22 protein-coding genes are annotated in these 19,442 nt (G+C 63.1%); 8 read left to right on the plus strand and 14 right to left on the minus strand.

Going from position 1 to position 19,442, the window contains the following annotated elements:
* Positions 1 to 7: 7 nt before the first annotated feature.
* The 5 genes from MAFF_RS11690 to petA all read right to left on the minus strand — a co-directional run bounded on the left by MAFF_RS11690 (position 8) and on the right by petA (position 5,058).
* Entirely contained in the window at positions 8 to 1,153 is a 1,146-nt protein-coding gene (locus MAFF_RS11690) for an alpha-hydroxy acid oxidase (RefSeq protein ID WP_010911117.1), read from the minus strand.
* A gap of 173 nt (positions 1,154 to 1,326) precedes the next feature.
* On the minus strand, positions 1,327 to 2,022 hold the full coding sequence (locus MAFF_RS11695; protein WP_010911118.1) for an acid phosphatase: 696 nt from the start codon (positions 2,020 to 2,022) through the stop codon (positions 1,327 to 1,329).
* Between the two features lie 272 nt (positions 2,023 to 2,294).
* Positions 2,295 to 3,152, minus strand: coding sequence for a cytochrome c1 (locus tag MAFF_RS11700; RefSeq protein WP_010911119.1), 858 nt, complete (start codon positions 3,150 to 3,152; stop codon positions 2,295 to 2,297).
* A gap of 27 nt (positions 3,153 to 3,179) precedes the next feature.
* A complete protein-coding gene (locus tag MAFF_RS11705) occupies positions 3,180 to 4,481 on the minus strand; it encodes a cytochrome b (RefSeq protein WP_010911120.1) in 1,302 nt (433 codons plus the stop codon).
* A 16-nt stretch (positions 4,482 to 4,497) separates the two neighbouring features.
* Positions 4,498 to 5,058, minus strand: coding sequence for a ubiquinol-cytochrome c reductase iron-sulfur subunit (gene petA, locus MAFF_RS11710; RefSeq protein ID WP_010911121.1), 561 nt, complete (start codon positions 5,056 to 5,058; stop codon positions 4,498 to 4,500).
* 314 nt (positions 5,059 to 5,372) lie between these two features.
* Here petA and MAFF_RS11715 point away from each other — a divergent pair, with 314 nt between their 5' ends.
* A complete protein-coding gene (locus MAFF_RS11715; RefSeq protein WP_010911122.1) occupies positions 5,373 to 5,717 on the plus strand; it encodes a cupin domain-containing protein in 345 nt (114 codons plus the stop codon).
* A gap of 71 nt (positions 5,718 to 5,788) precedes the next feature.
* On the plus strand, positions 5,789 to 6,673 hold the full coding sequence (locus MAFF_RS11720; protein WP_010911123.1) for an alpha/beta fold hydrolase: 885 nt from the start codon (positions 5,789 to 5,791) through the stop codon (positions 6,671 to 6,673).
* On the opposite strand, the gene MAFF_RS11725 is transcribed toward MAFF_RS11720, so the two are convergent.
* Genes MAFF_RS11725 through MAFF_RS11745 form a run of 5 tightly spaced genes read right to left on the minus strand, consistent with a single transcriptional unit; the run spans position 6,654 to position 11,807 of the window.
* On the minus strand, positions 6,654 to 6,965 hold the full coding sequence (locus MAFF_RS11725) for a DUF6665 family protein (protein ID WP_044548274.1): 312 nt from the start codon (positions 6,963 to 6,965) through the stop codon (positions 6,654 to 6,656). The genes MAFF_RS11720 and MAFF_RS11725 overlap by 20 nt on opposite strands.
* 1 nt (position 6,966) lies before the next feature.
* The gene (locus MAFF_RS11730; protein WP_044548275.1) at positions 6,967 to 7,434 is read right to left on the minus strand and encodes a GNAT family N-acetyltransferase; all 468 of its coding nucleotides are present in this window, start codon (positions 7,432 to 7,434) and stop codon (positions 6,967 to 6,969) included.
* A gap of 4 nt (positions 7,435 to 7,438) precedes the next feature.
* Complete coding sequence (locus MAFF_RS11735) at positions 7,439 to 9,322, minus strand: ABC transporter ATP-binding protein (RefSeq protein WP_032931427.1); 1,884 nt, start codon at positions 9,320 to 9,322, stop codon at positions 7,439 to 7,441.
* Positions 9,323 to 9,332: 10 nt separating this feature from the next.
* Positions 9,333 to 11,219, minus strand: coding sequence for an ABC transporter ATP-binding protein (locus tag MAFF_RS11740; protein WP_010911127.1), 1,887 nt, complete (start codon positions 11,217 to 11,219; stop codon positions 9,333 to 9,335).
* A gap of 30 nt (positions 11,220 to 11,249) precedes the next feature.
* Entirely contained in the window at positions 11,250 to 11,807 is a 558-nt protein-coding gene (locus tag MAFF_RS11745; protein ID WP_010911128.1) for a hypothetical protein, read from the minus strand.
* Positions 11,808 to 12,091: 284 nt separating this feature from the next.
* Between MAFF_RS11745 and MAFF_RS11750 the strand changes: the two genes are divergently transcribed.
* Together MAFF_RS11750 and soxR are read left to right on the plus strand one after the other, a co-directional pair.
* Positions 12,092 to 12,550, plus strand: a complete 459-nt coding sequence (locus MAFF_RS11750) for a tRNA (cytidine(34)-2'-O)-methyltransferase (RefSeq protein WP_010911129.1) — start codon at positions 12,092 to 12,094, stop codon at positions 12,548 to 12,550.
* A 155-nt stretch (positions 12,551 to 12,705) separates the two neighbouring features.
* Positions 12,706 to 13,152, plus strand: coding sequence for a redox-sensitive transcriptional activator SoxR (gene soxR, locus MAFF_RS11755; protein ID WP_010911130.1), 447 nt, complete (start codon positions 12,706 to 12,708; stop codon positions 13,150 to 13,152).
* On the opposite strand, the gene MAFF_RS11760 is transcribed toward soxR, so the two are convergent.
* On the minus strand, positions 13,149 to 13,406 hold the full coding sequence (locus MAFF_RS11760) for a hypothetical protein (RefSeq protein ID WP_032933697.1): 258 nt from the start codon (positions 13,404 to 13,406) through the stop codon (positions 13,149 to 13,151). The genes soxR and MAFF_RS11760 overlap by 4 nt on opposite strands.
* 174 nt (positions 13,407 to 13,580) lie before the next feature.
* Between MAFF_RS11760 and hemF the strand changes: the two genes are divergently transcribed.
* The 4 genes from hemF to MAFF_RS40305 all read left to right on the plus strand — a co-directional run bounded on the left by hemF (position 13,581) and on the right by MAFF_RS40305 (position 16,778).
* Positions 13,581 to 14,495, plus strand: coding sequence for an oxygen-dependent coproporphyrinogen oxidase (gene hemF / locus MAFF_RS11765; RefSeq protein ID WP_044548276.1), 915 nt, complete (start codon positions 13,581 to 13,583; stop codon positions 14,493 to 14,495).
* Positions 14,496 to 14,687: 192 nt separating this feature from the next.
* Positions 14,688 to 14,873, plus strand: a complete 186-nt coding sequence (locus MAFF_RS11770) for a DUF1059 domain-containing protein (RefSeq protein ID WP_027047304.1) — start codon at positions 14,688 to 14,690, stop codon at positions 14,871 to 14,873.
* 259 nt (positions 14,874 to 15,132) lie between these two features.
* Positions 15,133 to 15,711, plus strand: a complete 579-nt coding sequence (locus tag MAFF_RS11775) for a hypothetical protein (protein WP_052292085.1) — start codon at positions 15,133 to 15,135, stop codon at positions 15,709 to 15,711.
* Between the two features lie 101 nt (positions 15,712 to 15,812).
* Positions 15,813 to 16,778, plus strand: a complete 966-nt coding sequence (locus tag MAFF_RS40305) for a S8 family serine peptidase (RefSeq protein ID WP_244420778.1) — start codon at positions 15,813 to 15,815, stop codon at positions 16,776 to 16,778.
* An 81-nt stretch (positions 16,779 to 16,859) separates the two neighbouring features.
* Here the strand turns inward: MAFF_RS40305 and MAFF_RS11785 are convergent, their stop codons facing one another.
* From MAFF_RS11785 to MAFF_RS11795, 3 genes are read right to left on the minus strand one after another with little or no spacing between them, the layout of a single operon-like run.
* Entirely contained in the window at positions 16,860 to 18,122 is a 1,263-nt protein-coding gene (locus MAFF_RS11785; RefSeq protein WP_010911136.1) for a CCA tRNA nucleotidyltransferase, read from the minus strand.
* Entirely contained in the window at positions 18,119 to 18,751 is a 633-nt protein-coding gene (locus tag MAFF_RS11790) for a CoA pyrophosphatase (RefSeq protein WP_044550843.1), read from the minus strand. The genes MAFF_RS11785 and MAFF_RS11790 overlap by 4 nt, the downstream gene beginning before the upstream one ends.
* The gene (locus tag MAFF_RS11795; protein WP_010911138.1) at positions 18,751 to 19,380 is read right to left on the minus strand and encodes a DUF1285 domain-containing protein; all 630 of its coding nucleotides are present in this window, start codon (positions 19,378 to 19,380) and stop codon (positions 18,751 to 18,753) included. The genes MAFF_RS11790 and MAFF_RS11795 overlap by 1 nt, the downstream gene beginning before the upstream one ends.
* Between the last annotated feature and the right edge of the window lie 62 nt (positions 19,381 to 19,442).

Genomic DNA, 19,442 nt, shown 5'->3' on the forward strand with positions numbered 1-19,442 from the left:
GCGAAGATTACCTAAATCGGAGATTCTGGCGCGACAATTGTCCGATCGAACTGCAGCCCATCAGCTTCATGCCGCGCTCGATCTCGACCCGCATCTGTTCAAGCGCCCTTTCGACACCCGGCTGGCCGGCCGCCGCCAGCGGAAACAGATAGTAACGGCCGATGCCGACCGCCTTGGCGCCGAGCGAGAGGGCCTTCAGCACATGTGTGCCGCGCTGCACGCCGCCATCCATGATGACATCGATCCGGTCGCCGACGGCCTCGACGATCTCGGCCAGCTGGTCGAATGCCGCCCGCGACCCGTCCAGCTGCCGGCCGCCATGATTGGAAAGCACAATGCCGCTGCAGCCGATCTCGGCGGCGCGTTTGGCGTCCTCGACCGACATGATGCCCTTGAGGCAGAACGGCCCCGACCACTGCCTGACCATCTCGGCGACATCGTCCCAGGTCATCGACGGATCGAGCATTTCGGTGAAATAGCGGCTGATCGACATCGTGCCGCCGCCCATGTCGACATGCTCGTCGAGCTGCGGCAGCTTGAACCCTTCATGCGTGAAATAATTGATCGCCCAGGCCGGCTTGAGCGCGAACTGCGCCATCCCCGCGAGGTTGAGCTTGAAGGGAATGGCAAAGCCGGTGCGCTTGTCGCGCTCGCGATTGCCGCCCGTTATGCTGTCGACGGTCAGCATCATCACCTCGACGCCAACTTGCTTCGCCCGCTGCATCATCGCCCGGTTGAGGCCGCGATCCCGGTGGAAATAGAACTGGTAGACCTGCGGACTGCTGCTGATGCTTCGAGCCTCCTCGAGGCTGACGGTGCCAAGCGAGGAGACACCGAACATGGTGCCGTATTTGGCGGCGGCCTTGGCCACTGCGCGCTCGCCCTGGTGATGGAAAAGCCGCTGCAGGGCGGTCGGCGAGCAGTAGAACGGCATCGCCAGCTTCTGCCCCATCACCGTCACCGACATGTCGATCTCATTCACCCCGCGCAGCACGTTGGGGACGAGGTCGCAGGTCTCGAAACTTTCGGTGTTGCGGCGATAGGTGACCTCGTCGTCGGCCGCGCCATCGATGTAGTCGAAGATCGGCCCCGGCAGCCTTCGCTGCGCCATGCGGCGGAAATCTGAGAAGTTATGACAGTCGTTGAGTCGCATCATCGATTTCCAAGGCCGTGGCGGGTCAGCCTTTGCCGCCCCTCGATGCGTCGAATATCAATCCGATGGCGCCATGCCAACGGACTAATTGCGGAACTGCCGCAGAGCATGGCCAAGCACAAAAAAGGGGCGCCCCGAAGCGCCCCTCCCTCGAAATCGACTGCTGACGAAGACTACATCCCGAGATCGGAACGAAGCTCGGCCCTGGCCACTTCATATTCGGCCTTGAAGTCATCCCGGTTGAGCAGGACCGCGGCGATGACGCTGCCGGAGATCTTGCCCATCTCGACGTCCGACGCGTAGTGGATACCGCCAATCTCACGGTTGTGGGCGTATTCGGCCGCGCGCGCCATGATCTCGGCGCGCTTCTCCGGAACCATGTCGGCAAGGATGATGCCCATCATGGTGCCGACCGTGGCATGGCCGGACGGCCAGGAGCCGGAGCTCGACAACTTGACCACCGGCTTGACGAGGTCGCTGAGTTGATGCGGACGCGGGCGCTTCCAGACATCCTTGGCCGGATCGACGACAGCGCCTTCGGTCTCGACCACGCGATCGAAGAAGGCGCTGAACTTTGGTAGCTTCTCCTTGTTGAAATTCGGCCCCATCACGTTGGCGAAGCGCCAGACATTCTCCTCGGAGTCGGCAACGGCGCCGGCCACCATCTCGGGCGTGCGCGTCACCTGCAGCGTCAGCACCTCGCCAAGTTCGGCCTTGGTCTGAGCCGAATCGTTTGCCGGCGGCGGCGGCAGGATCATCGTCAGGTCGATGTCTTTGTTTGTGACGAAGGGTTTAGCGTCTTCGGCCTGGGCGGCCGAGCCGATGACCAGCAACAGCAGACCAGCAGTCAGCGATGCGTATCTCTTCATGGGTGCGATCCTTTGGTGGCAATGACGCAGGATCGCTGTTGGCGGTGACGGCCATGTGACACAGCCTGTCGTCTGAAATGCAAAAAGGCGCCTTTCGGCGCCCTTTCGTGACCGTATTAGCTTGGCAGCCCAGGTATGTCGAGATTCAGGTCAGGCCGAGCCGAAAATGGTGGCTTCCGAGGACCGGAGCGGAGCGTACTTGAAGTACGTGAGCACCGGAAGCGCAGGATGCCGGCATTTGCAGGCCGGCATCACCTGAATATCGGCATACTTTAGTGCGCGACGCCTTCCCACACCTTGCGCTTGGTCAGATAGACCAGCGCACCGAAGAGCAGCAGGAACACCAGCACGCGGAAGCCCATCTTCTTGCGAGCTTCCATGTGCGGCTCGGCCGCCCAGGTCAGGAAGGCTGATACGTCGCGGGCATACTGGTCGACGGTCTGCGGCGAACCGTCATCATAAGTCACCTGGCCGTCGGAGAGCGGCTTGGGCATCTTCAGCGACACGCCGGACATGAAGTATGGGTTGTAGTGCGTGCCCTCGGGAATGACCATCCCGGCCGGCGGCGTCTGATCGTAGCCGGTCAGCAGCGAATGGATGTAGTCGGGGCCGCCCGCGTCATACTGGGTGAAGATATCGAAGACGAACTGCGGAAAGCCGCGCTCGACGCCGCGTGCCTTGGCCAGCAGCGACATGTCCGGCGGGGCCGCGCCGCCGTTCGAGGCAGCGGCGGCTTGCTCATTGGCGAACGGCGCCGGGAAATGGTCGGATGGCTTGCCGGGGCGGTCGAACATGTCGCCGGCGTCGTTGGGGCCGTCATGGACGGTGTATTCGGCGGCAAGCGTCTTGATCTGGGCGTCGTTGTAGCCGAGGTCCGACAGCGTGCGGAACGCCACCAGGTTCATCGAATGGCAGGCCGAGCAGACTTCCTTGTAGACCTTCAGGCCGCGCTGCAGCTGCGCCTTGTCATAGGTGCCGAACGGGCCGGTGAAGCTCCAGCTCATTTCCTTCGGCTCGTTGATCGGGAAATGCGTGGGTGCCGCCGCGTTGTGCGCCTCTTCGGCCGCGAACGCTGCGGTGCCGGCGGCCACAAGGCCAACCAGCGCCAGCGAGGTGAGAATCTTTTTCATGCCAAATCCCCTTAGATTCTCTACCGCTCAGCCCTTGGTCTCTGGCGCGGCCGTGGCGCCCGCCGGATGCCCGCTGCCGCCCTTGTTCTTTTCGAGCACCGCCTCGGTGATCGAGTTCGGCAGCCTGCGCGGCGTCTCGATCAGGCCGAGCACCGGCAGCGCGACCAGGAAGAAGGCGAAGTAGAACAGCGTCGCCATCTGCGCCATGAACACATAGCTGCCTTCCGCCGGCTGCGAGCCCAGCCAGCCCAGCAGGATGGCATCGGCCACGAACAGCCAGAAGAACAGCTTGTACCAGGGCCGGTAGACCGCCGAGCGCACCTTGGAGGTGTCGAGCCACGGCACCAGGAACAGCATGGCGATGGCGCCGAACATGCACAGCACGCCGCCGAGCTTGGAATTGATCGGCCCGATGTTGAAGGTGATGGCGCGCAGGATCGCGTAGAACGGCAGGAAGTACCATTCCGGAACGATATGGGCCGGGGTCTTCAGCGGGTTGGCGACCGTGTAGTTGTCCGGATGGCCGAGATAGTTTGGCAGGTAGAAGACGAAATAGGCGAAGAAGAACAGGAACACGATCATGCCGAACGCGTCCTTGATGGTCGCGTAGGGGGTGAAGGCGACGGTGTCGGTCTTCGACTTGACCTCGATGCCGGTCGGGTTCGACTGGCCCACCACATGCAGCGCCCAGACGTGCAGAACGACGACGCCGGCAATCATGAACGGCAAGAGGTAGTGCAGCGCGAAGAAGCGGTTCAGCGTCGGATTGTCGACGGCAAAGCCGCCAAGCAGCAGCTGCTGGATCCAGTCACCGATCAGCGGAATGGCGCTGAAGAAGCCGGTGATGACGGTGGCGCCCCAGAAGCTCATCTGCCCCCATGGCAGCACATAGCCCATGAAGCCGGTCGCCATCATCAGCAGATAGATGATGCAGCCCAGGATCCACAGCAACTCACGCGGCGCCTTGTAGGAGCCGTAATAGAGGCCGCGGAAGATGTGGATATAGACAGCGATGAAGAAGAACGAGGCGCCGTTGGCATGCATGTAGCGCAACAGCCAGCCGGAATTGACGTCACGCATGATCTTTTCGACGGAGCCGAAGGCGAGATTGGTGTCGGCCGTATAGTGCATGGCCAGCACGATGCCGGTCAGGATTTGCGCCGTCAGCATGATCGCCAGGATGCCGCCGAAGGTCCAGGCATAGTTGAGGTTGCGCGGCACCGGATAGGCGATGAAGCTGTCGTAGACCATCCGCGGCAGCGGCATGCGGGCGTCGAACCAGCGTTCGATACCGGTCTTGGGCGTATAGGTCGAGTGTCCCTCGCTCATCGAAATATCCCCTGCCTCAACCGATAAGGATCTTGGTATCGGAAATGAATTTGAATACCGGCACAGCCATGTTTTCCGGCGCCGGGCCTTTGCGGATGCGGCCGGCGGTGTCGTACTGCGAGCCATGGCACGGGCAGAACCAGCCGCCGAAATCGCCTTCCTGGCCGAGCGGGATGCAGCCCAGATGCGTGCAGACCTGAACCATCACCATCCAGGCTTCCTTGCCAGGCGTGGTGCGGTTGGCGTCGGTCGCCGGCGCATCGGCCGGCAGATTGGCGTTGCGGGCGATCGGATCCTTGAGATCGGAGAGGTTGACGGCCTCGCCGTCCTTCATTTCCTTTTCGGTGCGGTTGCGCACCACGACCGGCTTGCCCCGCCACTTGACGATCAGCGACATGCCCGGCGTCAGCGAGGCGACATCGACTTCCACCGAGGCGAGCGCCAGCGTCGAGGCATCGGGGCGCATCTGGTCGATGAACGGCCAGGCGACGGCCCCGGCCCCGACCACGGCAGCCATGCCAGTGGCGACGTAAAGAAAATCTCGACGATTGGGATCGTGGATATCGGTTGCGCTCACGGGTGCCTGATCCTTTCGCCTCTTCCGCGCCGGTGGCCGAGCCTTGTTCCCCGCTCAATCACGCCAACCCGACAGCGCATGGCGAACAGGCTAGCGAACTCCTCCGGCATTTGGACTTCGGTTTATGCGTGAAGCCCGTTTTTGTCCAGACGGGTCAAGGCACAAGGGCAGATTGTCGCGGGGACAAAATCCCCTATTGCCCGGCGCGACGGCGAATGGCCGAAAAAGGCGGCTAAACAGCCGGGAAACAACTGTATTTCCAAGGCTCCAGCTTGCCTCGACACAGGGCGCCGGTGTGATCTATCCTCCCAGGCATGGCACACGTCATAGACCGTGAGGAATGGGCGGTTCGCTCCGACCACTGGAAGGGCGAGCTGCAAGGCGGCGCCTACGGCTCCAACTCCTGCCTGATCTTCAACTACCTGCCCGATGTCGGCGGCGGCCCGCGGCTGCATTCCCACCCCTATGCGGAGATCTTCATCATCCGCCAGGGCACCGGCCTGTTTACCTTGGGCGACAAGGAAATCGAGGCTTCCGCCGGCCAGATTGTCATCGTGCCACCGCATACGCCGCACAAATTCACCAATCTCGGTCCGGGCCCGCTGGAAACGACCGACATTCACGAGAACGGCACGTTCATCACAAAGTGGCTCGAGTGACGGTTCAAGGCCCTGTCGATTTCCCGATTGCCGCCTAGATCTATGGCATAGGCAGTCGGCAGGATCAGGACATGCAAGTCTCGACCGTCGAAATCGAAGGGCTGAGCATTGCCATCCGCGAGGCGGGTCCGGCCGAAGCGCCGGCATTCCTCCTGCTGCATGGATGGCCGCAAAGCTCCTACGCGTTCGAACGGGTGATCGGCCGGCTGGCAGCCGACTACCGCGTCGTCGCCCCCGACCTGCCCTGCATCGGCGCCTCGCAAGGCATGCCTCGGGCCGGTGACAAGCGGACCCTGGCAAGGCTGATGAGAGGCGTCGCCGAAGCTTGCGAGCTGCGGCACCTCGTGGTCGCCGGCCATGATGTCGGCGGCCAGATCGTATTTGCCCTGTTGCGCGAACATCCGGAGATTCTGTCCGGCGCGGTGATCATGGATGTCGTCATTCCAGGTGTAGCGCCGTGGGAGAACATCATTCGCAATCCGCAGATCTGGCACTTTGCATTCCATGCCGTTCCGGCCTTGCCGGAAACGCTGGTGAGCGGCCATCAGAGCGCCTATTTCGACTTCTTCTTCAATGTGCTTTCGAAGGACCAAGCCTCGATCCCTGACGATGCCAGGGAAATCTACGCAAAGGCCTATTCCCGGCCCGAAAGCCTCCAGGCCGGTTTCGACTGGTATCGCGCCTTCCCCGAGGATGCCAAGGCCAATGCCAAGTGGGCCGGCAAGCCGATCGCGGTTCCGGTGCTGTATCTGAGGGGTGCGGCCGAGCCCGGCGAGATCGGCGACTATGTCGATGGCCTGCGGGCGGCCGGGCTTTCAAATGTCGTGGGCGACATCATAGCCGACAGCGGACACTTCGTCGCCGACGAGAATCCCGAAGCGCTCGCCATCCGCCTGGCGCGATTCCATAGGGAAATCAGTGCGGCAAGCGCCGAGCCTACCGGGCGCCGAGCCTGACCAGCACAGCCCTGGGGATGTCGTATTCGCGGATGACGCCATCGTGCTTGCGCAAGCCGCACAGCTCGCGCTGGATGAAATAGCCGTGCACCGCCTCGGCGGCCTCCTTGAGAAGCTTGGGGCGCAACTCCTCATCGGCATTGCCGTGCAACCTGGCCAGCGTTTCCTCGACCTTTTGGCCGGCACGGCCGAGCGCCGCCGCCTTTTCGGCCAGGATTTCGTGGCCAAGCGCATCGAAGGCCGCTTCAGTGGCCGAAGAGCCGGCAAGATGAGATGGCGGACGCAAGGACATTTCAGCTCCCCTTCCCGAACACCATGCGGTGGGTGACGAATTCTTCGCCCTCCACGCGCCGAAAGCCAAGCCGTTCGTAGAAACCGAAGGCTTCCTGCGGCGCGCGGGTGTTCAACACGGTGAAATAGTGGCGTGCCCGATCGATGACGGTCTCGACCAGCATGCGGCCAAGGCCGGCGCGGCGGTGGGGGGCGCTGACGAACAGGTGCCGGACCCGGCCCTGGTCCCTGCCCCCGGCATAAGGATCGATGTTCAGCCCGCACACGCCGGCAAGTTCGGCGCCGTGCCACGCTCCGAACAGTGCCTCGCCCCGTTTCAGGAACTTGTTGCGGCCGCTTGCCCAGCCATCCGCCAAGCGCACCAGCATCCAGTAGCCTTCCAGCCGGCTCTCATCCTTCAGCCTGTCGAAGGCCGGCGTGATCGGCCGGAGCCGCTTGAGCACATAACCGACTTCTGGCGTTCCGCCCATGCGCCTACTCCGCCGGCCGCGTCTCTTCGAGCACGCTTTCCTCGTGATAGAGGAAGCCGCCAGACTGTCGCTTCCACAGCCGCGCATAAAGCCCGTCGAGCGCCACCAGCTCGTCATGCGTGCCTTGCTCGACGATACGCCCGCCGTCCAGCACCACCAGACGGTCGAGCGCGGCGATCGTCGACAGCCGGTGGGCGATGGCAATGACCGTCTTGTTCTCCATCAGCCGGGCGAGATTCTCCTGGATCGCCGCCTCGATGTCGGAATCGAGCGCCGACGTCGCCTCGTCGAGGATCAGGATTGGCGCGTCCTTGAGGAAGACCCGGGCGATCGCCACGCGCTGGCGTTGGCCGCCCGACAGTTTCACGCCGCGCTCGCCGACAAAGGCCTCGTAGCCGGCGCGGTCCCGGTTGTCGCGCAGGCCCAGGATGAAGTCATGCGCCTCGGCTTTCTTCGCCGCCGCGATCACCGCGGCGTCGGTCGCGTCGGGCATGCCGAGCTTGATGTTGTCGCGCAGCGAACGGTGGAAGAGCGCCGTATCCTGGCTGACGACGCCAATATTGGCGCGCAGCGAATTCTGCGTGACTTTGGCGACGTTCTGGCCATCGATGGTGATGGACCCGCCTTCCAGGTCGTAGAGCCGCAGGATCAGATTGGCGAGAGTCGTCTTGCCGGCACCTGAAGGCCCGACCAGCCCGACCTTTTCGCCCGGCCGCACGACCAGGTCGATGCCGTTCAGCACGCCGAACCCCTTGCCATAGTGGAACTCGACCCCCTTCACGTCGATGCGACCGCCGGCCACGACAAGCTCCCTGGCGTCGGGCGCATCGACAAGCCCGAGCGACTGCGAGATCAGCGCCTTGGAATTCTCCAGCACACCGAGGTTCCGCAATATGCCGTTGAGCTGCATCATCACGCGGCCGAGCAGCATGTTGAGCCGCAGCACCAGCGACAGCGTGAAGGCAACCGCGCCGACGGTGATCGAGCCTTCGACCCAGAGATAGACGGCAAAGCAACCGATCGTCGTGATCATGATGCCCGACAGTGTCGTCAGCGCCATACGCACGCCGGTCAGCCGGCGGGTGAAGGGGCGCAGCGCGTCGAGATAGATGTCGAAGCCGTTCCGGATGTAGCGGTCGTCGCCGTCGGCCGCGAAGAGCTTCAGCGTCTGCACGTTGGAATAGGAATCGACGATGCGGCCATTGATCATCGAGCCGGCCTCGGCGGTCGCCTCGGCATGCTTTCGGATCGCCGGCAGATAGAGCTTCGCCAGCCAGCCGAAGGCGGAGATCCAGATCACCACCAGCACCGCCAGCCGCAGATCCAGTCCGGCGACCAGCGCCAGCGTCGTCACTGTGTAGACGACCATGAACCAGATGACCTCGATGAAGCTCTCCATCAGGTCGCCGGTCGCTTGGCCCGCCTGCCAGACTTTCGTCGCGATGCGGCCGGCGAAATCGTTCTGGAAGAAGGCGTAGGACTGGCGCGAGACATGCCGGTGCGCCTGCCAGCGCACCAGATTGTAGAAGCCGGGCGTGATCGTCTGCTCGTCGACCAGCGCCGACAGGCCGACGACGATGGTGCGGATGACCAGCACGACCGCGATCATGAACACCAGTTCGGGGCCGGCGGCGGTCCACAGCGCGTGCCAGCTGCGTTCGCCGGGAAGCTGGTCAAGTATATCGACCAGCCGCCCAACGAAGTAGAACAGGCCGGCCTCGACCAGCGGAGCGATGCCGCCGATGACCAGCATGGCGAAGAAGGCGAACTTCGCCTGGCCGACATAGTGCCAGAGAAAGCCGCCGACGCTCGATGGCGGCCGAAGATTCGCCGGCTCCCTGAACGGATAGACCCAGTTCTCGAACCAGCGATAGATGGCTGTCATCATGCGGCGGCCATCATTCTGCGGCTTGCCCCTTCGCGATCACGTCATTGGCGACATCGGCCGGGATGTCCTCCAGCAGGAACCCGCCCGACTGGCGCTGCCAGAGCTGCGCGTAGAGCCCGCCCTTGGCGACCAGTTCGTCATGCGAACCTTCCTCGATGACACGGCCCTGATCCATCACCACAAGCCTGTCCATCGCCGCGATTGTCGACAGCCGGTGGGCGATGGCGATGACGGTCTTGCCCTGCATGAGCTTGTAGAGGTTCTCCTGGATGGCAGCTTCCGCCTCGGAATCCAGCGCCGACGTCGCCTCGTCAAGGATAAGTATTGGTGCATCCTTCAACATAACGCGAGCAATGGCGATGCGTTGTCGCTGGCCGCCGGACAATTTGACGCCACGGTCGCCGACATAGGCGTCGAACCCCTTTCGGCCATTGTGATCCGCGAGCCCGCCAATGAAGTCCAGCGCCTCGGCCCGCCGCGCCGCCTCGACAAGCATCTCGTCCGATGCATCGGGCCGGCCATAGAGGATGTTCTCGCGCACCGAACGATGCAGCAGCGAGGTGTCCTGAGTGACCATGCCGATCTGGGCGCGCAGCGAATCCTGCTTCACGCCGGCGATCTCCTGTCCGTCGATCAGGATCTGGCCGCTTTCCAGATCGTAGAAGCGCAACAGCAGATTGACCAGCGTCGACTTGCCGGCGCCCGAACGGCCGACAATGCCGACCTTCTCGCCCGGTTTCACCGTCAGCGACAGGTTTTCGATCACGCCTTTCTGCTTGCCATAGTGGAAGCGTATATCCTCGAAGCGGATCTCGCCCCTGGAAACGGCGATCTCCTTCGAATCCGGCCTGTCCTCGACCAGCCGCGGCAGCGAGATCGAGGCGATGCCGTCCTGCACCGTGCCGATGTTCTCGAACAGGCCCGACATCTCCCACATGATCCACTGCGACATGCCCCACATCCGCAGCACCAGGCCGATGACCACGGCGACCGCGCCGATCGTCACCACTTGCCCCATCCACAGCCACAGCGAAATGGCGGTGACGGAGAACAGCAGCAAGGCATTCAGAATGTAGAGCGTGCCGAAAAGCACCGTCACCAGCCGCATCGACCGGTAGACCGTGTCGAGGAAGCCCATCATGCCTTCCCTGGCGAAAGTCGCCTCGCGCTTGGCATGACTGAACAGCTTGACCGTCTGGATGTTGGAGTAGCTGTCGACGACGCGACCGGTCATGATCGAGCGCGCATTGGCCTGCTCCTCGCCGACCTTGCCCAGGCGCGGAATGAAGTAGCGCAGCAGCAAGATGTAGCCGACCAGCCAGACCGCCAGAGGCGCGGCCAGCCGCCAGTCGGCGGAGCCGACGATCAACAGCATGCCGAGGAAATAGACGATGACGTAGTTGAGCACGTCGATCACCTTGATGACGCATTCGCGCACGGCGAGCGCGGTCTGCATCAGCTTGGTGGCGATGCGGCCGGCGAACTCGTCCTGGTAGAAGCTCATCGACTGGTTGAGCAGGTAGCGGTGCACCTGCCAGCGGATGCGCATCGGATAGTTGCCCATCAGCGTCTGCTGGTTAAGCAGCGAATGCACCCATACCGTGCCCGGCAGTGCGAACAGCACGATGAAGGCCATTCCGGCGAGCTTCCAGCCTTCCGTTTGCAGGAAGGTTTCGCGATTCTGCCCCGACAGCCAGTCGACGATGCGGCCGAGGAAGCCGAACATCCACACTTCCGCGATGGCGATGGCCGCCACCAGCACCGCGTCGACAAGGATATAGCGCCAGGCGCCGCGCGTATAATGCAGGCAGAAGGCTACCAGCGTCTTGGGCGGCTCGACCGGTTCCGCCGCGGGGAACGGATCGAGCCTTCTTTCAAACCAGCTGAACAACAACATAGGTCATGCCTGTGAAAATCTGTTTTCCGCTTACGCGGCGCGTGAACGTACGAAGTCCCCGGACCGTGTGGCGCCGAGGGCCGACGGTCCGGAATCGTCCGGACCGTCGGCCCTGCTTCGCGCAATATAGGGGTTCGCGGGCTTTTCGCCGACAGGCTCGCTTGCCGATCCTGACGGCGCGGTGTCGACTAGCCGGATTTTCGCACCCGGTCGGATCAGCCGGATGATCCGGCGCACCAGCGAAGGCCGGCTCGGGTCCGGGACAGCGTGCGAGAAATCGACATCCGGCAGCATGCCGCGATGCGGCCGGCGCCGGACTTCGGCATGGACCGCCGACGAATAGGTCTCGCCGATCAACAGCGCCCACGTCGGCAGTCGGTGAATATGCAGGCTCCTCGAGCCCGGTATTCTGTAGGGATCGAACATCGGTTCGTCCTCCGTGTGAAAATAGAGATGAAAAGGCCAAGCAACATCGTCCGCCGGCATTCGGCCGGAGGCGCGGATTGCCTCGGTCCGCAACCGACGCTCGGCATCGGTCTGGACATGTTCAGCTGGGGCGTTCAGCCCTTTTGACTTTTTGAAAAACATCGCAGGATTCCTTCGAGAGCCGAAAAATCGTTTCGGCGGGAATCGGTGCGATCAAGTCTTAGAGAGTCAGGAGAATCGTCGTACCGAAGCCGCCGGCAGGCGTACAAGCCCACGAGAGGGGCGCCGGATGTGCATGGTCATCATGAGTGTCCCCTCCATCGGTTCGGGTTGACAATGCGACTGACATACCCGACTTCGCAGAAAATGGCCACCCGCAGGTCCAGGAATTTCCAAAACCGGGAAGCCCCTGTGGCCGATCTGCCACTTATTAGAAGGATGCGGAAATGAACCGTCGTCTCCGCATCGCGCTCTACCAACCGGACATTGCCGGCAATACCGGGACAATCCTGCGCTTCGCCGCTTGTCTCGGCCTTGGCGTCGACATCATCGAGCCGGCCGGCTTTCCGCTTTCCGACAAGGCGCTCAAGCGCGCCGGTATGGACTACCTCGAAATGGCTGCCCTGACCCGGCATGTCGACTGGAACGCCTTCGAGGACCGGCGCAAGAAGGACGGGCGCCGGCTGGTGCTTCTGTCGACCAAGGCTGCGACCCCCTACACCAACTTCAGCTTTGCCGACGGCGACATCCTGCTGTTCGGCCGCGAATCCGCGGGCGTGCCGGATCCTGTCCATCAGGCGGCGGATGCGCGGCTGACCATCCCCATGCAGGGCAGCGCGCGCAGCATCAATGTCGCGCTGTCCGTCGCCATGGTGGCGGGCGAAGCCATCCGCCAGCTCGGATAGGATCGGCGGTCCATCGATGGCCTCGCCGTCGCCGACGACAGCGGTTTCTCCGGTCATTCTCACCCAGGCGCACATCGCCTTCTCCTGTCATTTGCCCAATCAACGTTTCTTCGCTACAAGCTCAACATAACTTGAGGTCAAGCGGAAAATCGGAAATGGCTCCAGCAACGGAATTGACGGTCGGCCAGGTGGCCATGCGCAGTGGTGTCGCGGTGTCGGCACTGCATTTTTATGAGACGCGCGGGCTGATCCGCAGCCACCGCACGTCAGGCAACCAGCGGCGCTACGGCCGCGACGTGCTGCGACGGGTGGCAATCATCAAGGTCGCGCAGGAGGTCGGCATCTCGCTGGCCGAGATCGGCGAGGCACTTGCCTCCCTGCCGGAAGGCCGAACGCCGACGCGCGACGACTGGAGCCTGTTGTCGACCGCCTGGCGCGACGCGCTCGACCACAAGATCACCCAGCTGAAGAAACTGCGCGACGGGCTGACCGACTGCATCGGCTGCGGCTGCATGACGATCGACAAATGCCCGCTCAGGAACAAGGGCGACCGGCTGGCAAGGGAGGGTACGGGAGCGAGGCGACTGTTGGTAGAATCCTAATCCGCCGCCGGCAGCCGCCTGATGGTAAACTCGATCAGGTCGCCCGGGCGTTCGAACCAGCTTTCGATCTCCGTCCAGTAGGCCTGCTTGGGGAAGCGCTCGAACCATTCCTTGGCCTTGAGCCGCGCATCGGAGCGCGGCAGGACGAAGGTCTCGCGCAGAAAGCCGTCGCGCGGCATGCGTGCGCGCTCAGTCCGGCTCTGATCGAGCCTTTTCTTCAAGCCATCCAGCGGCGGTCTTGCCGGGGTGCGCACGAAACAACTCCCTGCAACCTGGCGCATGACTTCGAAAATCGGAATCCGAGTTTCGGAAAGGATCATGCGCAAAAGCAAAGTGACTTGACCCTGTTCCCTAAGAGATTAGGGATCGCGCCGGCAAAAGACGAGTCATTTGTAGGGGCGGCCCGCCCCGCAACCGGAGACGGCATTTTGGAACGACCTGAAATACCGGCGGGCCTGCCCGTCGACATCGAAGAGAAGAAGATGAAGGCCCGCCTGTGGTTCGAGGCGCTTCGCGAACGCATCTGCGGCGCTTTCGAGCAGATCGAGCAGGATCTCCAGGGCCCTCTCGCCTCATGGTCGCCGGGCCGTTTCGAAAAGACGCCTTGGGAACGCGATGCCGGCAAGGGGGGCGGCGGCACCATGTCGATGATGCATGGCCGCGTCTTCGAGAAGGTCGGCGTCCACACCTCGACGGTTTACGGCGAGTTCTCGCCCGAATTCAGGAAGCAGATGCCCGGTGCCGAGGAAGACCCACGCTTCTGGGCCTCCGGCATCTCGCTGATCGCGCACCCCTGGAACCCCAACGTTCCGGCCGTGCACATGAACACGCGCATGGTGGTCACCTCGAGGCAATGGTTCGGTGGCGGCGCCGATCTGACGCCGGTGCTCGACCGCCGCCGCACCCAGGACGACCCTGACACGATAGCCTTCCATCGCGCCATGCAGTTCGCTTGCGAGAAGAACGTCGCCGTCGCCGACCACCCGAAATTCAAGACTTGGTGCGACGAGTACTTCTTCCTGCCGCACCGCAACGAGCCGCGCGGCGTTGGCGGCATTTTCTTCGACTGGCTGCATTCTGGCGAGGACAGAGGCGGCTGGAACGCCGACTTCAACTTCGTCCAGGACGTCGGACGCTCCTTCCTCGTCGTCTACAGCCACCTCGTGCGCGCCAACTTCAACGAGAACTGGACGGATGGCGACCGCGACGAACAGCTCATCCGCCGTGGCCGCTATGTCGAATTCAACCTGCTTCACGATCGCGGCACCATCTTCGGCCTGAAGACCGGCGGCAATGTCGCCTCGATCCTGTCCAGCCTGCCGCCGGAGGTGCGCTGGCCGTAAGATCAGCCGGAGCAATCCCGTCTGGAATTGCGTCAAATCAAGGAGACAGAGCGGCGCTGCACGATGCTTTGATGCAACCAGACCGCCCCTCCCGTGTTATAGTTCTCGCCCCGCCCACGTCCGGGAATGGACCGTGGGCCAAAAAAAGTGGCGGAGCCTCGACCGGCTCCCTGGAGGAAAAGGAGAAATCCGATGAAGCAATTCCACTGCGGCTCGCTTGTTCCCGGCTGTGAGTGGCACACCCGTGCCGACGAGGAAGCCGAAGTGATGCGCCGTGCCGTCGAGCATATGCGCGAGACGCATGGCGAGACGACCATCCGCGAAACCATGATCGAAGCGATCCGCTCGCGCATAGAGAAGGTGCGCGACGCCGCGTAGGCTTTGCCCTGGCCAGCAGCCATCGGCAACGGAAAGCCAGCCGCGTTGGCGCTTCGAAATTGAGTTGAAGCGCCATCGCGAACGCCGCGCGAGCCAGACCCCGCAGGGTCAAAAAATTATATTTGTCTCAGCTAAAATAAACCACGCGGTAACCGAACCCGTGCCACTGTCCCGAGGATAATCCGGCTACAGTGGGCTGCCAGAGAAGCCCTTCGCCACCAGGCACTGATCCGGGACAGTGGGGCGAGGTGTTTCGCGCATGCGCGAAAAGTCCGGCAGTCGAGTGAGGTTCGGCACGATGGCGCTCCTGCTGGGCGCGCTCATCGGGGCGTCCCCGGCTGCTGCCCAGGACATGACGACATCGTTGGTCGAAATACATCAGGGCTCGCCGCTCAGCGATCGCGCCAGAAGCCTGGGCAATGGCGGCTACGAACTGCAGAACGGGACCTTTGTCTCGTTCAACCAATGGTACCGCGCCCGCTGGGTCGACATGCATGTGGACCTGCTGACCCAGATCACGGAAGATACCGGCATCCTTTGGGGATTTGGGACCGGCGAAGAGGGCGAGAAGTATCGGATCGAGCCCAGCCTCAAGCTTGGGTTCGTCACCCAGATGCATCCGAACCCGAACAGCACTCTCTCCCTTTCGCTCACCACGACCGTCGGCGGCAAGCTTACCGAAAAGTCCTGCCAGGCCGACTACGGTGATTTTGGCACTTACAGCGTCAATTGCCGGCTCGCAGCCAGCCAGTTGGCGCCTGAGGAAACCTTGAAATATCTGGTTAACGCTAAACCGGAGAGCCAGCACATCTGGCTGAATTACCGTGTTACTTTCTGATCGCCGGGAGGATGTAAATGAGAAAATCATCTCGCCCCGAAATTCGCGATCACCCGTCTTGGTTCTTGTCGGAACGGAGTAAGAGCATGTCACGGAGTTGCTTGAAATTCGGTATCGCCACGGCTCTCGCCATCCTGTCGGCGCCAATGGCGTCGGCACAGGAGGCGGTCAATGCGGACGAGATGGCCGCGCTGTGCCACGGCGGCGGCCTGTCCACATGCGTGGGCGCAACGATCCCGGCCGCGGGCACGCCAACCGTGCAGCGGTGGATGAGCCCCGACGTTGGCGCCGCTTGGGCTGCGGGATACAAGGGCAAGGGCGTCACGATTACGATCGTCGACGATTTCTCCAGCACATCGCGCTTCTCCGGCAATTTCGGTGTCGGGGTTCAAACCCAGCGCCACGGTGAATGGACGCGTGAGGAAGCCGGCATGATCGCGCCCTTGGCGACCATCAGGTCGAAGGACTTCTCAACCGGCTCGGCCGTCGGCCTGGCGCCCGGCCTGAACGTGCTCAATCTGAGCTACGGCATGTACGCCAGGGCGGGTTACAGCTCGAACCAGATCGGGTGGGCCCCAGAGGAAGCCTCCATCATCTCCTATGCCACCAGGGGGACGGCTGTTGTTTCGAAGGCCGCGGGCAATGATTCGGTTGCCGTGGGCGGGATCACGAACGGCCAGCAGGACTATCTCGACCTTGCCCTGATTGGAAAACCATCTGCGATCTTCGTCGGCGCGCTCTCCACCAACGGCACGACGTCCAACAAGGCTCAGCTTGCCTGGTATTCCAACACCGCCGGCTCCAATCCGCAGGTGCAAAGCCACTTCCTCGTGGTTGGTGTCGATGGGGGCAAGACAGGCCTTTATGGCACCTCCTTCGCCGCACCGATCATTTCAGGATATGCGGCGATCATCGGCAGCAAATTCACCAGCGCCACGCCGACCCAGATCACCAACGATCTGCTCAACACGGCGCGTACCGACACGCTGGTCAACTATAGCGCCTCCGTCTACGGCAAGGGCGAGGCAAGCCTTTCGCGCGCCTTGGCGCCGACGGCGATCAGGTAGGAGAGCGACGTTTCGCCCGGTCAAATCGTCGCCTCGGCTATGCCTTTTGATCGGCACGGTCGCACGGCCAGGGGCTCCAGTCTAAGTTTCAAGCGCCTTCGCGGCGCGTTCGAGCAGCGCGCCGCGATCGGGGGCAAAACCCGCCTCGATCCATTCCGTCTCGAGGTTGTTGAGGATTTCGCCCAGCTTCGGCCCCGGCGTGGCGCCGAGCGCCGTCAGATCGGCGCCTTTCAGCGGAAACACCGGTTTTTCCCATTTGAGCGCGAAGGCCAGCAGGCGCGAAAAGCCGCCGGCTTCGAGCAATGCGTTATTGTCCTCGACGGCGCGCACCCTGGCTCCGGCAAGCGATAGCCGCAGCCGGTCGACAAGCCCTTGCCGGTCGCCGCGATAGAGCCTTTTCGCCAGTTCGGCCTCGGTCACCTTCGGCTCGACGGCGGTGGCCAGTGCCCAGTGGCGCAAACGGTCTGATTCCGCGGTCGAAAACCTCAGCCGCTCGGCGAGCGTCTTCATGCGCGCGGCATCCGGCGGCACGATGGCCTCCAGCCGCAGCATCGGATCCGCCGCCCAGCCCAGATCCTTCTCGGCCTTGGTCAATCCGTGGATGGCGTCGATACCCCATTTCTCGCTTTCCGGCAGCGCGGCGGACAGCACACCGGCCTGCCGCATCCACAGCAGCGCCCGCGACGGATCAGACGCCGAAAGCAGCTTCTTCAGCTCAGCCCAGATGCGCTCCGCCGAAAGTTGCGCCAGGCCCTCCTTCAGCCGGGCGCAGGCCTTCAGCCCCTCGGCGTCAGGCCGGCCTTCGCCATACCAGGCGAAGAAGCGGAAGAAGCGCAGGATGCGCAGATAATCCTCGCGGATGCGTGCCTCGGCATCACCGATGAAGCGCAGCCGCCGCGCCTCGATATCGGCGATGCCGCCGACCAGGTCGACGACCCTGCCATCGGCCTCGGCATAGAGCGCGTTGATGGTGAAGTCGCGCCGCTCCGCATCGAGTTTCCAATCGCGCCCGAACGACACTTTGGCGCGGCGGCCGTCGGTCTCGACATCGGCGCGCAAGGTGGTGATTTCATAGGGTTTGCCGCCGGCGACCACCGTGACGGTGCCGTGCTCGATGCCGGTTGGCACTGGCTTGAAACCCTCCGCCTCGGCACGGCGGATGATTTCTTGCGGCAAACAGGTGGTGGCGATGTCGACATCGGCGACCGGCTGGCCCATCAGCGTGTTGCGCACGGCGCCACCAGCGATACGCGCCTCCTCGCTGCCTTCAGCCAGGGCGGCAAGCAGGCGCTGCAAATGCTTGTCGGCTAGCCAGTTGGCCCTGCCCGAGATCGAAACACTCACGCATAGAGCCTTTCATAGAGCGTGCGGATGATGCCGGCGGTGACGCCCCAGATGCGCCGGTCGCCATAGGGCATGTCGTAGAAGAACCATTCGAGATCGTTCCACATGCGGCTGTCGCGCTTGTGATTCACCGGGTCCATCAGGAAGCGCAACGGCACTTCGAAGGCGGCATCGACCTCGTCGGCATTCAAGTCGAGCTGGAAGCCGGGCCTCACGATGCCCAGCACCGGCGCGATGCGATAGCCGCTGCCGGCGACGTAATCGGGCATGCGGCCGATGATCTCGATGCGGTGCTGATCGAGGCCGATCTCCTCGAAGGTTTCGCGCAGCGCCGCCGCCTCCGGGCTGGCATCGGTCGCATCGATGGTGCCGCCGGGAAAGGCCACCTGCCCCGAATGGTTGCGCAGCTTTTCGGCTCGCTTGGTCAAGAGAACCGTCGCCTCGCCTTCGTGATCGATCACCGGGATCAGCACCGCCGCATTGCGCAGCGGCTTGCCCTGGTTCAGCCGCGGATGACCCGGATTGAAGCGGTGGTCGCCATAGTCGTCGCCGGCATGCGCATCCGGCTGCGCGGCGAAGCGCGCGCGAAAATCCGCCGATGAAAACGGCATCAGTGACACGCGATCCATCATGCGCTCAGCCGCTTCAGCTGGTCCGCCGGCATGATCGGAAACACGGCGCCCTTCGAGCGCACGGCAAACATCGCCTCGCCGCCGATCTCGATCTCCTCGCCATGCCCGACCAGTTCGTACATGACAGGCCGCCCCACCAGCGCTTCCAGCCTGCCGCGCACCAGCACATAAGGCTTCAGGCCGCCGGTCTCGTTCTCGTCGACGAAGCGCAGCGGCCGTTCCGGCCCTGCCTCGACCACGTCGCCGACATTGGTGCGGAAGGTAATGATCTGTTCGTCGCCACTGCCCGAAACATCCATTTCGACGGCGATGAACGGCGCATCGGCGACGCGGATGCCGACCTTTTCCACAGGCGTCACCAGATAGGTCCTGCCATCCGCGTCCTTGCGCAGCACCGAGGAAAAAAGCTGCACCAGCGGCATGCGGCCGATCGGCGTGCCCAGATAGAACCAGGTGCCGTCGGCCTTGATCTCCATGTCGAGATCGCCGCAAAAGTCGGGATTCCAGCGCTCGACGGGCGCCGCGCCCTTGCCGGCACGCGCCGCGCGCGAGATCAGCGCCTCCAGGCCGCGCGCCTCGGTTGCCTGCGTAAGGCTTTGTTGGCGATGCTCGTCGTGTTCCGTCATCGTCACGAAATAGTCACTGTTGTTCCGCTTGTCAGCCTAAGTCTGTGATTTAAGTTCGACCA

Source organism: Mesorhizobium japonicum MAFF 303099, from assembly GCF_000009625.1.
Taxonomy (GTDB): domain Bacteria; phylum Pseudomonadota; class Alphaproteobacteria; order Rhizobiales; family Rhizobiaceae; genus Mesorhizobium; species Mesorhizobium japonicum.